Source organism: Mycoplana sp. 10N416, from assembly GCF_056394765.1.
Window position 1 is genome coordinate 285,369 of record NZ_JBFTIM010000001.1, and the last position, 12,395, is coordinate 297,763.

Here is a 12,395-nt window from a genome sequence, read left to right on the forward strand (position 1 = left end):
TATGACCAAACGCCCCCTTGGGGCCGTCTTTATCCTGTTGGCGCTCTATTTCGCGCTGCAGGTCATTTTGCGCGTGTCTCTGCCGCATGCCCTGGAACTGGACGAAGCCGAGCAGATCTTCTTCGCTCAGTGGCAGCAGCTCGGCTACGGCCCGCAACCTCCTCTTTACAACTGGCTGCAGACAGCAATGTTCGCAGCAATCGGCCCCTCGGCATTGGGGCTTGCGCTGCTAAAGAACGCGATCCTGTTCTCCTGCTACGTATTCCTCGGCCTCGCGGCCACAATCGCGTTGAAGGATGCCCGTCTGCAGGCGATTTCGGTGCTTGGTCTGCTGACCTTGCCCCAGGTCTCCTTCATGGCACAACAGGATCTAACCCACACCGTCGCCCTGCTTGCCGCCTCCGCGATGCTCATCTACGCGCTCTTCCTGACGATCCGCTCCGGAAGTGTCGCGGCCTACGCGCTTGCCGGGCTCGCTACCGGTTTTGGCTTTCTCGCCAAGTACAATTTCATTCTCTTGCCCCTGGCAGCCCTTCTTTCCATGGGGATGGATCGGCACTTTCGCGAACGGGTGTTCGATCGCCGCATCCTTGTCGCAGTCGCCGTCGCCTGCATCGTCGTCCTGCCGCACGGGTCATGGCTCATCAACAACTTCCAGTCCGCCGCTGCGGGCACTCTGGACAAGATGTCGACCAATGCAGCGTCCGGACCGCTTGGCGCGATTTTGACTGGTCTTGCCTCGCTATCAGTGGCGATCGCCGCCTTCTCGGCGCTTACGCTGGTCGTCTTCGTTGCAGTGCTCGGCAAGAACACCGCAACGGTTTTGCGCGCGCAAACGCCAACGACGAAGATGATCGAGCGCATGCTCTTGATCATCCTCGTCGGACTGATCGCAATCATCGTCGCAACGGGAAGTACGAAGGTTAGGGAGAGATGGCTCGATCCGTTCCTTCTTATACTGCCACTCTACCTTTGCATGAAGATCGAGGCGGCGGGGTTGGCCGAGCGGGTTGCAAGGAAGCGGCTGTTTCCGATTGCCGCCGTCATTCTCGTCATCGTTCCAGCAATCCTGGCTATACGTGTGATCGCCGCGCCAGTGATCGGCCGATACACCAAGATCAACGTGCCCGTCGACACATTCGCGACGAAGCTTCTGGACGAAGCGCCCCACGAACCGGGCCTCGTTGTCGCATCCGACAGGCACTTGGCCGGCAATTTGCGCCTCACCATGCATGGCCTGCCGGTTCTGGCCGCCGGCATGCCGAGTTTCGACCTTCCCTTCGTCTGGAGTCCGGATCGTCCGATCCTGCTCGCATGGCGCAAGCCTGAGAGCCCCGTCGGTATCCCTGACGAAATCACAGCCTGGTTGCGCGATCGTCCGCAGATGAGCAACGCCATCATCGTTCCGGGCGAAACTGCCCTGCCCTACCATTTTGGCCGCCGTGGCGACACCTATGGCTTCGGTTATGCATGGGTGTATCCGTCGCGCGACTGAGGCGGGTGAAAAAGCACCTTTCAGGGGCTCCGGCGCAAGTCCCGCTCAAAAGCGCTGCTCTCCGTCCAGCTCTATCGCAAGGGATCAGGCCCCAAAGCAAAACAGGCACGGCATCAAAGCGATGCCGGGCCCGTTGAATTAAAGGAGAGTCCCCCTCAGCCCTTCATCGCCTTCCACGCATGATCGAGCCCCTTGCGGGTGATGTCGATCATCTGGTCGATCTCGCCACGGGTGATGACGAGTGGCGGCGAATAGAGCATGCGATCGGCCGTCGCGCGCAGGACCAGGCCGTTGGCGAGGCAGTGATTGCGGACCTCGACACCGGCCCGTTCGCGATCCTCGAACCGCGTGCGGGTTTCCTTGTCCTCGGCAAGCTGGACCGCGGCCATCAGGCCGACCGACTGCGTTTGCCCGACCATCGGATGGTCCTCAAGCGACTTCAGGCCGGCCGCGAGATAAGGGCCGACGTCGTCGTGGACGCGCTCGACCAGCTTCTCCTCCTCGATGATGCGCAGGTTTTCCAGCGCCGCTGCGGCGCAAACCGGATGGCCGGAATAGGTGAAGCCGTGGTTGAAGTCGCCGACTTCATTGACCAGCACGTCAGCGACGCGATCGCTGACCATGACGCCGCCGATCGGCAGGTAGCCGGAGGAGAGACCCTTGGCGATCGGCGCAAGGTCGGGCTCGACGCCGAAATGCTGGTGACCGAACCAGCTGCCGGTGCGGCCGAAACCGCAGATCACCTCGTCGGTGACGAGCAGGATGTTGCGCGCCTTGCAGATGCGGGCGATTTCCGGCCAGTAGGTTTCCGGCGGCACGATGACGCCGGCTGCGCCCTGGATCGGCTCGGCGACGAAGGCTGCGACGTTGTCCTCGCCCAACTCGTCGATCTTCGCTTCCAGTTCACGCGCCATCTTGAGGCCGAAGTCGGCCGGGGACAGATCCCCGCCCTCGCCGTACCAATAGGGCTGGCCGATGTGGACGATGCCGGCGATCGGCAGGTCACCCTGCTCGTGCATCCATTTCATGCCGCCGAGCGAGGCGCCGGCGACGGTCGAGCCATGGTAGCCGTTGACACGGGCGATCACCGTCTTCTTCGTCGGCTTGCCCATGGCGGCCCAGTAGACGCGCGCCATGCGGAACCAGGTGTCGTTGGCTTCCGAACCGGAGCCGGTGAAGAAGACGCGATTGATGTTCGGCCCGGCATGGGCGGTGATCTTCTGTGCCAGCAGCACCGTCGGCGGCGTCGTGGTGCCGAAGAAGGTGTTGTAGTACGTCAGCTCGTTCATCTGCTTGTAAACGGCGTCGGCAATCTCCCTGCGCCCGTAGCCGATGTTGACGCACCACAGACCGGCAAAGCCATCGAGATACTTCTTGCCGTGGTTGTCATAGATGTAGCAGCCTTCACCGCGCTCGATGATACGGGTGCCGGCCGCATTCAGCTTTTTCATGTCGGAGAAGGGGTGAAGATGATGGGCAGCATCGAGGGCGCCGAGATTGGAGACGGCAGCAGGCATAGTCGACATGAATGGCATCCTTGGGTTTCACAGGGTTCTCGCCAATTCCACCTCAGACCGGCGAAAGCTCCCTGACGCATTGAACGACGGGTCAGAATGGGTTAGGAAAATGCCCACCTGACAGGCATTTGGCAATAGAGCGGCACAAGAATCGCTCACCGCTGACCGATCTGTGAACAACCCGCCAGAGTGAAAATTGACCATGATCAACGAAAACCCGGTGGCTGGCACCACGCCCGCCAATGCTCCCTCCCGTATCGAAATCCTGCTCGTCGGCATGAACGGCGATCTGCGCGGAAAGCAGGTCCCGATCGAGGCGGAAAAGAAGGTCTGGGAAGGGACCGTCCGCCTGCCCTCGTCCACCCAGTCGCTCGACATCTGGGGCGACGACAACGACGACATCACCGGGCTGTCTATCTCGATCGGAGACCCCGACGGCAATTGCATTCCCGACACCCGCTCGCTCGCCGCCTTGCCCTGGGCGCCGGCCGGCTCGAAGCAGGTGCTCGCCACCATGCACGAACTCGACGGCACGCCGAGCTTCATGTGCCCGCGCGCGATCCTGGCAAACTTGCTGAAGCGTTTCGAGGAGCGCGGACTGACGCCGGTCGTTGCCACCGAACTGGAATTCTACGTGGTCCAGGACGATTGGCGTGTCACCGGCAAGCCGCGCCCGCCGGAGCGGCTGATGTACCGCGACCAGCCGAACGGCTTCCAGCTATACGACATGAGCGCCGTCGACGCGCTCGAGGGCTACCTGCAAACGCTGCGCACCTGGGCGCGCGACATGGAACTCCCGGCAGACGCCACCACGGCGGAGTTCGGCCACGGCCAGTTCGAGATTAACCTCCTGCACCGGCCCGACGCACTCGCCGCCGCCGATGACTGCATCTATCTCAAGCGCGTCGCCGAGCAGGCCGCACGCCGGCACGGGCTGAAATCCACCTGCATGGCCAAGCCCTATGCCGACCAGGCCGGCTCCGGCCTGCATGTGCACGCCAGCATCATCGACAGGGACGGCCGCAACATCCTCGACGCCAAGGGCGGCGATCCGAAGAAGCTGAAGTCGATCTGCGCCGGCATGCTGAAGACGATGCGCGACGCGCAGCTGATCTTCGCCCCCTTCGCCAACTCCTACCGCCGCTTCCAGCCGGGCTCGTTCGCGCCGGTGGACATCGACTGGGGCTTCGGTCATCGCGGCACGGCGATCCGCATTCCGGACAAGGACGGCCCCGCCGCCCGTGTCGAGCACCGGGTCGCCGGCGCGGACGTCAACCCATACCTGCTCTTGACGGCCATTCTCGGCGGCATCCTGCTCGGCCTGGACGAAGACCTTGACCCCGGCCCGGCGACGGAACCCGGCAAGGATCCGGTGGGAGTCGGGCGGCTGACGCACGACTTCCTGACGGCAGTCGAGGACTTTTCGGCCTCGGCCTTCATCGCCGACGTGTTCGGCACGGCCTACCAGAAGCTCTATGGTGACACCAAGCGCAAGGAAGCGATCACCTACCTGCGTACAGTCTCCGACTTCGACTACCAGACCTACTTGCCGCGGATCTGAGGCTTCAGGCGGCCGCTTGCGGCTTTATCGTCGATTGTGCCGCCACCCGCGGCACGATCACCTTCAACTCACCGGCGTGCAGCCGCAACGAGACGTCGCGGCCCATCGGTAGCAATTCGCCGTCGATGACGCAGTTGACGGCGCGATCGATCCTGGGGAAGTGCAGATCGACGGCGCTGCCGGTCATCTCGGTTACGGCCGTGTTTTCCCGCAACCGTCCGCGCAGGATATCGTAGGCCAGGCGAGCGACGCCCGAGGTCGTCAGCGGCTGCGCGACGTAAAAACCGAGGTGACCGCCCGTGACGGCATCGGCATAGAGCAGCGAGTCGTTGCCGAAGCGGTTGTTCGATACATTGATCGCGGAGACTGTCCGGTGCTCGCGCAAACCGTCGACGTCAAACTCGACCTCGAATTGCGGCGGATCCAGCATGACGCCGATCGCCGCGCGAACATTGGCGATGATCTTGCCGGGCCGCGAGCGGTAGGTCATGGCATTGCGCAACCGCACCATGCGCGCATGCAACCCTGCGGAAAACTGATGGACGAAGGCGCGGCCATTGGCGCTGCCGATATCGGCATCGGTCACGGTTCCGTCGGCGAGCGCATCGACTGCCTGCCAGATATTGAGCGGGATGCGCAACGAGCGGGCGAACAGGTTCATGGTGCCCGCCGGGACAACTCCCAGACAGATGCCGCTCTCCCAGGCGAACCCAGCCGCTGCCGAGATCGTGCCGTCACCGCCGCCGGCAAGCATCGCGTCCAGATCGGTCCGCCCGGCGCAACGGCGCAGCGCCATCTCGATATCTGCACCCTCGACGACATCGCAATCGAGATGATGGCCCGCGGCGGCGAAAACGGTCTCGGCATGCCGCACATAGGCTTCCATGTCGGTGGTGCGGAAGGTGCCGCCGTCCTTGTTGAAAATCGCCTGGATCCGCATCTTTGTTCTCCGACCTTCGCGCCAACGCCCTCCCCGCAACGTTCCAGGCAATTAAACAGTTGCAAAGCGGCAAAATAGCAGCAGAGGCCGAGAACGTCCGTCCCGTGGACGCAACAGCAGTGCTGCCATGCAAAAATGGCCATGGGAATCGCCGCAAATAGTGCTAGCTTTGCCGCCACCGCGTGCATCGCGGGCTCTGTTTTTTCCCAAGCATGGCCGTCGGCCGGAGCGTCTGCAAGGCACCCAGGAGGAGGGCTGCGGCGCAAGCTCTGCCCGTTTGCCGCGCGTTGGGCCATCACACGGAAGACGACGTGACCGATCTGCGCATCCGCTCCGACGCTGCCCCCTCCTCCGGGCAGCCCACCCTCACCGCCATGACAGTCACGCTGATCATCGTCGCGCTTGCTGTCGGCAGCTTCGGCATAGGCACGGGCGAATTCGCGATCATGGGACTGTTGCCCGACGTGGCGACGACGTTCGGCGTCACCAATGCACAGGCCGGCTACGTCATCAGCGCTTACGCGTTCGGCGTCGTCGTCGGTGCGCCGGTTCTTGCGGTCGTCGGCGCGCGGTTCCGCCGGCGCGACTTGCTTCTCGCCTTCATGGCCGTGTTTGCGGTCGGCAACATTGCGAGCGCGCTTGCGCCCACGTTCGAGAGCTTCATGCTGATGCGTTTCTTGACCGGCCTGCCGCACGGCGCCTATTTCGGCGTGGCGGCGCTGGTCGCGGCGTCGATGGTACCGGCAAACCGGCGCACACAGGCCGTCGGCAAGGTCATGCTCGGACTGACGCTGGCGACGCTGATCGGCACCCCGCTCGCCGCCTTCTTCGGCCAGATGCTCGACTGGCAGTACATGTTTGCCGCCGTCGGTGTCACCGGCGTCCTCACCGTCATCCTGATCGCCATCTTCCTTCCGCGCGACCAGGCCCCGGTCGGCGTCAACGCCTTGACCGAGCTCGAGGCGCTGAAACGCAAGCAGGTGTGGCTGACGCTCGGGATCGCCGCGACCGGATTCTGCGGCATGTTCGCCGTCTTCACCTACATCTCGCCGATCGTCACCGAGGTTGCTGGCCTTTCGCTGTCGATGGTGCCGGTCATCATGGTGGTGTTCGGCTCGGGCATGATCGTCGGCAACATCTTCGGTGCGAAGCTCGCCGACCTGTCGCTGGTGCGCACGATCGGATGGACGCTGTCCATCTATTTCCTCGTGCTCGTCACCCTGTCGCTGACGGCCCACATTCCGGCGATGCTGTTCATCTGCTGCTTCCTGATCGGCTGCAGCTTCGTCGTCGGCCCGGCCCTGCAGACGCGCCTGATGGACGTTGCCGGCAACGCGCAGACGCTCGCCGCCGCGCTGAACCATTCGGCCTTCAACGTCGCCAATGCGCTCGGCGCGCTGTTTGGCGGCCTCGCGATCGGCCAGGGTTACGGCTACGCCTCGATGGGCTTTGTCGGTGCGATCATGGCCGTGTGCGGCTTCGCCGTCTTCTCGGTCTCCGTCGCCCTCGAGCGGCGCGACCGGGACATCGCCGCGCTCTCCGCCTGCCCGGCGGAATAGCCGCCCGCAAAACGGGTGTTACCTCGGTGACACCCGCGAACTTTCACTCTGTTAGACGTGTTCACACCGGCCCGCACAACTGATCCGCAAGGATCGACCGGGTCGACACCGGGGCCCGCAGTCGGCACCCGAAGAACCAACATGTCACTCGGAGATTGAAATGCCTCGCTTTATCGACTCGCTCACCGGTTCAGACTGGTTCGGCTACTTCGCCCGCATCGTGCTGACCTCGATGTTCTGGATGAGTGGCCTCGCAAAACTTCTCGACTTCGACGCCGGCATCGCGGAGATGGCTCATTTCGGACTGGAACCCGCCCCCTTCTTCAACGTCGCGGTCGCACTGACGCAACTCTTCGGCTCCGCCTTCATCATCGCCAATCGGCTGACCTGGCTGGGCGCCGGCATGCTGGCCGTCTTCACCGCGCTGACCATTCCGATCGCGCATGCCTTCTGGACCATGGAAGAGCCGATCCGCACGCTGGAATTCTACTTCGTGGCGGAACATGTCACCGTGATCGGCGCGCTGATGGTTGTCGCCTGGAAATCCAGCCACTCGGACGTCATGAACACGGTTGCCGCTGCAGCGTAGCGGCAAAAGGGGCGCCGCCCTCCCCCCACAACCCGGGGCGGCGTCCCGCTTACCGCAAGTCCGGCAACTTCAACGGACCACCGGTCTTGATCGTGCGGATCGCGAAGTTGGAACGGATGTCGGAGACGCCCGGCAGCGTCAGAAGTGTATCGGTGAGGAGCCGTTCGTAGGCCGAAAGATCGGCGACCACCACCTCCGCCAGGAAATCGGCATTGCCCGAAATCAGGAAACAGGACACCACCTCGGGAATGGCCAGCAGCGCCTCCTGCTGCGACAGCGCATTGGGCAAATTGTGGCGGTCGACCTTGATCTCGACGAAAACGGTCAGACCGAGACCGACTTCCTTGCGGTCGATATCCGCCCGATATCCCTTCAGGATACCGCTTTTTTCCAGATTGCGTATCCGGCGCAGACACGGCGACGGCGACAGGTTCACACGCTCGGCAATCTCGACGTTGGTGGCGCGTGCATCCTCCTGGAGGATGCGCAGGATCGCGATGTCGAATTTATCAAGACTTGGCATATCTTCTACTTTCAGCCGCACATTTTGGCAGATAGTTGCGCACAATAATCGTCCATAGCCACATTTCGCAAGGACATGCTTCGGCATTCGGCAGTAGCTTTGCTGCAGAAAACGCTCCCGAGGAAAGCCGCATGTCCATCACGACCCTCTCTCCCACCGAGCGCACCTCGACCGCCGCCGGCTATGCCGGGGCGATCGTTACGGTGCTCGTCTGGGCAACCTGGGTGCTGGCCACCCGGCATACCGCCTCGACATCGCTCACCACAATCGACGTCGGCCTGCTTCGCTATGGCGTTCCCGCCATCTTCCTGGCGCCGATCTGGTTGCGCATGGGCCTGTTTCCCAAGGGCGTGCCGCTGCGGCTGATCGTGGTGATGGTCGCGGGTGCCGGCGCATTGTTCTTCCAGGTGACGGCCTATGCGCTGCACTCCACGCCGGCCGCTGCTGGCGGCATCCTGCTAGGCGGCTCCATGCCGCTCGCAACCGCCGTCATCGGCATCGTTCTGTTCGGCGAACGTCCGGACCGGATGCGCGTGCTGGGTCTCGTCGCGATCCTCGCGGGCCTTGCGATCCTGCTCGGAAAGGCCGTCGTGACGGGCGGGATGACGCTCGCAGCCTTCGTGCTGCTGCCGCTTGGCGGGCTGCTGTGGGCCGGCTACACGCACGCCTTCCGGCGCTCCGGCCTGTCGCCGTTGCAGGGCGGCGCCCTGATCACAACTTGGTCGACGCTCATTCACCTCGCGCTGGCAGCGTTCTTCGGCACGACGCTCGCCGCCGCGCCGCTGTCGGAAGTGGCGGTGCAGTTCACCAGCCAGGGAATCCTCTCCGGCCTTGTCGCCACCTTCGCCTATGGGACGGCCATCCGCGCCCTCGGCGGCACGCAGGCGGCGGCATTCACGGCAATCACGCCGGTGCTGGTGACGCTCGGCGGCGGCCTGCTGCTCGGCGAACCGCTGGGTATGACGGAAATGTTCGCTGCCGTCGTCACCGGTGCCGGCGTCGCACTCTCCACCGGCATCCTGTCGAAGCGGGCGTGAGGCCACCGCAGCGCGAACGAAACAGGCCCCAGCGAGCAATCACCGGGGCCTTTCGAACTAGTATCGCTGAGGTATCGCTTGGTGCCTTCTTCGTCCGCCCAATCAACCCTTACCCATGCACGATCTCACGGTGGCGCTGCAGGCGCTTGCCGTAGGCCTGGCTAACGCGGTCGAAGATGATGGCGATACCGACGATGGCCAGGCCATTGAAGATGCCGAGGGTGAAGTACTGGTTGGCAATCGCCTTCAACACCGGCTGGCCGAGCCCCTGCACGCCGATCATCGAGGCGATCACCACCATGGCCAACGCCATCATGATCGTCTGGTTGATGCCGGCCATGATGGTCGGTAGCGCCAGCGGCATCTGCACGTTTTTCAGTTTCTGCCAGTTCGACGAACCGAAGGCGTCCGCCGCCTCCAGAACGTCCTTGTCGACCAGCCGGATACCGAGATTGGTCAGGCGAATCATCGGCGGGATCGCATAGATGACCACGGCGATCAGGCCGGGCACCTTGCCGATGCCGAGCAGCATCACGACCGGGATCAGATAGACGAAACTCGGCATGGTCTGCATCACGTCGAGGATCGGGTTGACCAAGTTCTGGACGCGATCCGAGCGCGACATGATGATCCCGAGCGGAATGCCGATCGCGATCGACAACACGGTACAGACGAAGATCATCGAGATCGTCTTCATCGTGTCGTCCCACATGTCGAAATAACCGATGACAAGCAGCGTGCCGATGCAGCCGGCGACGATCTTCCAGTTGCGGCTGGCAAACCAGGCGATGAGCGCGATCGCGATCAACACGATCGGCCAGGGCGTGCGCGTCATCAGCCGCTCGGACTGGATCAAGAAGAACTGCAACGGCTCGAAGAAGGACTCGATGGCGTCGCCATAGGCGCGCGTGAAGGATCTGAAGCCTTCATCGATCATCTTCTTCAACGCGCGCAGCGAGTCATCGTTCATGTGCGGAAAGCTGGTGAGCCAGTCCATGCTGTTTCCCCTTTTTTCGTTGTCTTGCGCCAACCGGCGGTCTTCCGGTGGCGGAAAAGACGACAGGCGGCGCGATGGTCGCGCCGCCTGCAGTCAAACCTTGCAAATCAAAGGGATGCCTTGATCTTCTCGGCTGCGTCCGGCGACACCCAGGGGGTCCAGAGCGCTTCGTTTTCCTTCAGGAAGTGCTTGGCGCCATCCTCGCCGCTCGCCTGGTTGTCGGTCATCCAGGCCATCAGCTTGTTGACCGTGTCGTTGGACCAGGAACGCTTGTTCAGGTAATCCATGACGTCGGAGCCGGCGCGCTCGGAGAAGCTCTTGGTGACGAGCGTCTGCACCTTGTCCTTCGGCCAGTCGTTCTTCTTCGGGTCCGGGCAATCGGCGACGGTGTTGCAGCGCTTCCACTCGGCCTCATCGAAGGGCACGCCATGCTCGAGCTTTACCATCTCGTACTTGCCGAGAAGGGCAGTCGGCGCCCAGTAGTAGCCGACCCAGCCCTGCTGGCGCTCATAGGCCTTGGCGATCGAGCCGTCGAGGCCGGCAGCAGAACCGGTGTCGACCAGGTTGAAGCCAGCCGCCTCGCCGCCATAGGCCTTGAAGAACTGCGTCGTTGCCAGCGTGCCACCCCAGCCCTGCGGGCCGTTGTGAACCGCGCCCTTGCTGGAATCTTCCGGATCCGGGAACAGTTCCGGATGCTTCAGCGCGTCGTCGATCGTCTTGATGTCGGGATGGGCGTCGGCGATGTACTTCGGAATCCACCAGCCCTGGACGGCAGCGTCGGACAGAGCAACCGCAGCGCCCACCAGCTTGCCCTCTTCCAGACCGCGATTGACGACGTCGGGCAGCAGGTCGACCCAGCCTTCCGGCGCCAGGTCGGGATCGCCCTTTTCGATCATCGAGGTGATGGTCGGAACCGTATCACCGACGATGACTTCGGCGTTGCAGCCGTAGCCTTCGCTGAGAATGATCTTGTCGAGGCTCGCCAGGACCTCGGCGCTCTGCCAGTTCATGCTGGCGATCGTAACGTCGCCGCACTCGGCCGATGCCGCGCTCGCCATGCCAAACAGGCCAAAGGCGAGACAGGTGGTTGCAAGCAGGTGTTTCATGTCGGTTCCCTCTTAATCAACGGCGGTGTTACACCCCCGATGTCCGACTGCACCGCCGCAACCGGCATCATGATCCATTGCGAAGCTTCGCCGGCCACTCCCGCCAGCGAAAATTGGATCTGCTCCGCATGAAGGAGTTTTGCAGGAGTGTGGAGGAATGTCGATCAATAAGCGCCCGAGACTGGCCCGGTTGCGCCATCGATGGCGAATTTCGCCGGCACTCCGATTGAAATTTAACGCAGGCCCCCACGCTATGCGGGTAGAGCACCTAATCCGATGAATGAATTTGATTTTTTACAGGTACAGGGCCGGTTCAGGCCTGCAGCACGACCACCTGCCCACCCACTTTGACGCGTTCGTAGAGGTCGACCACGTCATGATTGAGCATGCGGATGCAGCCACTCGACATGGCGAGTCCGATCGACTGCGGTTGATTGGTGCCATGGATACGGAACATGGTGTCGTTGCCACCGCGATAGAGATAGATGGCGCGAGCGCCAAGCGGATTGCTTGGCCCGCCTTCCATCCCACCGGCATACTTCTGGTACCGGCCCGGGTCGCGACCGATCATGTTCGGCGTCGGTGTCCAGTTCGGCCATTCCGCCTTGCGGCCAATGGCGGCGTTGCCGGACAGCGCCAGGCCGGCACGTCCCACGCCAACGCCATAGCGCATGGCCCGACCGTCACCGAGCACGTAATAGAGCCGGCGTGCCGGCGTATCGACGACGACGGTGCCGGGTGCGTGGGCCGTCTCATAGGCGACTTCCTGACGGCGCAATTCCGGCTTCACCTTTTCCAGCGGCATCGGCTGCAGCGGAAATTTTTCGTCCGGCAGCGCTGCATAGTTGGCCTGGTGATTCGGAGCATTGGTCGAGCAGCCGGCGAGAAGGGCAGATGCGCCCAACAGCAGGCCACGGCGGGAAATTGACATAAAATATTCCTTAAGATTCGGTTGGCGCGGCGAACCTAGGAAATTTATGGTTAATGCCCGGTTAAGCTGCAAAAACTGTAAAAGAAGCCAAAGAGTTGAGCGCTCGCACAACGGCAATTGCGAACGCTCGCACCTGCGTT

Annotated in this window: 11 protein-coding genes; 5 read left to right on the plus strand and 6 right to left on the minus strand. The window is 62.8% G+C overall.

Translation table 11 applies throughout. The features are described from left to right. Position 1 precedes the first annotated feature (1 nt). Entirely contained in the window at positions 2–1,495 is a 1,494-nt protein-coding gene (locus AC1DDS_RS01355; protein WP_477477254.1) for a glycosyltransferase family 39 protein, read from the plus strand. A 155-nt stretch (positions 1,496–1,650) separates the two neighbouring features. On the opposite strand, the gene AC1DDS_RS01360 is transcribed toward AC1DDS_RS01355, so the two are convergent. Next, a complete protein-coding gene (locus AC1DDS_RS01360; RefSeq protein WP_477477739.1) occupies positions 1,651–3,012 on the minus strand; it encodes an aspartate aminotransferase family protein in 1,362 nt (453 codons plus the stop codon). Between the two features lie 202 nt (positions 3,013–3,214). Here AC1DDS_RS01360 and AC1DDS_RS01365 point away from each other — a divergent pair, with 202 nt between their 5' ends. Continuing rightward, positions 3,215–4,573, plus strand: coding sequence for a glutamine synthetase family protein (locus tag AC1DDS_RS01365; protein ID WP_477477740.1), 1,359 nt, complete (start codon positions 3,215–3,217; stop codon positions 4,571–4,573). A gap of 4 nt (positions 4,574–4,577) precedes the next feature. On the opposite strand, the gene AC1DDS_RS01370 is transcribed toward AC1DDS_RS01365, so the two are convergent. Continuing rightward, positions 4,578–5,513, minus strand: a complete 936-nt coding sequence (locus tag AC1DDS_RS01370; RefSeq protein ID WP_310418072.1) for a diacylglycerol/lipid kinase family protein — start codon at positions 5,511–5,513, stop codon at positions 4,578–4,580. 311 nt (positions 5,514–5,824) lie between these two features. On the opposite strand from AC1DDS_RS01370, the gene AC1DDS_RS01375 reads away from it, so the two are divergent. Continuing rightward, a complete protein-coding gene (locus AC1DDS_RS01375) occupies positions 5,825–7,072 on the plus strand; it encodes an MFS transporter (protein WP_477477255.1) in 1,248 nt (415 codons plus the stop codon). 160 nt (positions 7,073–7,232) lie between these two features. Beyond that, on the plus strand, positions 7,233–7,661 hold the full coding sequence (locus AC1DDS_RS01380) for a DoxX family protein (RefSeq protein WP_477477256.1): 429 nt from the start codon (positions 7,233–7,235) through the stop codon (positions 7,659–7,661). A gap of 49 nt (positions 7,662–7,710) precedes the next feature. Here AC1DDS_RS01380 and AC1DDS_RS01385 read toward each other — a convergent pair whose 3' ends face one another. Further along, on the minus strand, positions 7,711–8,184 hold the full coding sequence (locus tag AC1DDS_RS01385) for an Lrp/AsnC family transcriptional regulator (RefSeq protein WP_477477257.1): 474 nt from the start codon (positions 8,182–8,184) through the stop codon (positions 7,711–7,713). Between the two features lie 131 nt (positions 8,185–8,315). On the opposite strand from AC1DDS_RS01385, the gene AC1DDS_RS01390 reads away from it, so the two are divergent. Further along, positions 8,316–9,221: a DMT family transporter gene (locus AC1DDS_RS01390; RefSeq protein WP_477477258.1), complete on the plus strand. Its 906-nt coding sequence runs from the start codon at positions 8,316–8,318 to the stop codon at positions 9,219–9,221. A gap of 109 nt (positions 9,222–9,330) precedes the next feature. On the opposite strand, the gene AC1DDS_RS01395 is transcribed toward AC1DDS_RS01390, so the two are convergent. The 3 genes from AC1DDS_RS01395 to AC1DDS_RS01405 all read right to left on the minus strand — a co-directional run bounded on the left by AC1DDS_RS01395 (position 9,331) and on the right by AC1DDS_RS01405 (position 12,255). Beyond that, a complete protein-coding gene (locus AC1DDS_RS01395; protein ID WP_477477259.1) occupies positions 9,331–10,218 on the minus strand; it encodes an ABC transporter permease in 888 nt (295 codons plus the stop codon). Between the two features lie 107 nt (positions 10,219–10,325). Continuing rightward, complete coding sequence (locus AC1DDS_RS01400) at positions 10,326–11,324, minus strand: ABC transporter substrate-binding protein (protein WP_310418056.1); 999 nt, start codon at positions 11,322–11,324, stop codon at positions 10,326–10,328. Positions 11,325–11,637: 313 nt separating this feature from the next. Continuing rightward, entirely contained in the window at positions 11,638–12,255 is a 618-nt protein-coding gene (locus AC1DDS_RS01405) for a L,D-transpeptidase (protein ID WP_310418053.1), read from the minus strand. Positions 12,256–12,395: the final 140 nt, after the last annotated feature.

Bases quoted from the DNA above. Each gene is read 5' to 3' on its own strand.
- AC1DDS_RS01370 (WP_310418072.1), bottom strand. From the start codon at position 5,513: ATGCGGATCCAGGCGATTTTCAACAAGGACGGCGGCACCTTCCGCACC.
- AC1DDS_RS01405 (WP_310418053.1), bottom strand. From the start codon at position 12,255: ATGTCAATTTCCCGCCGTGGCCTGCTGTTGGGCGCATCTGCCCTTCTC.
- AC1DDS_RS01380 (WP_477477256.1), top strand. From the start codon at position 7,233: ATGCCTCGCTTTATCGACTCGCTCACCGGTTCAGACTGGTTCGGCTAC.
- AC1DDS_RS01395 (WP_477477259.1), bottom strand. From the start codon at position 10,218: ATGGACTGGCTCACCAGCTTTCCGCACATGAACGATGACTCGCTGCGC.
- AC1DDS_RS01365 (WP_477477740.1), top strand. From the start codon at position 3,215: ATGATCAACGAAAACCCGGTGGCTGGCACCACGCCCGCCAATGCTCCC.
- AC1DDS_RS01355 (WP_477477254.1), top strand. From the start codon at position 2: ATGACCAAACGCCCCCTTGGGGCCGTCTTTATCCTGTTGGCGCTCTAT.
- AC1DDS_RS01385 (WP_477477257.1), bottom strand. From the start codon at position 8,184: ATGCCAAGTCTTGATAAATTCGACATCGCGATCCTGCGCATCCTCCAG.
- AC1DDS_RS01400 (WP_310418056.1), bottom strand. From the start codon at position 11,324: ATGAAACACCTGCTTGCAACCACCTGTCTCGCCTTTGGCCTGTTTGGC.
- AC1DDS_RS01360 (WP_477477739.1), bottom strand. From the start codon at position 3,012: ATGCCTGCTGCCGTCTCCAATCTCGGCGCCCTCGATGCTGCCCATCAT.
- AC1DDS_RS01390 (WP_477477258.1), top strand. From the start codon at position 8,316: ATGTCCATCACGACCCTCTCTCCCACCGAGCGCACCTCGACCGCCGCC.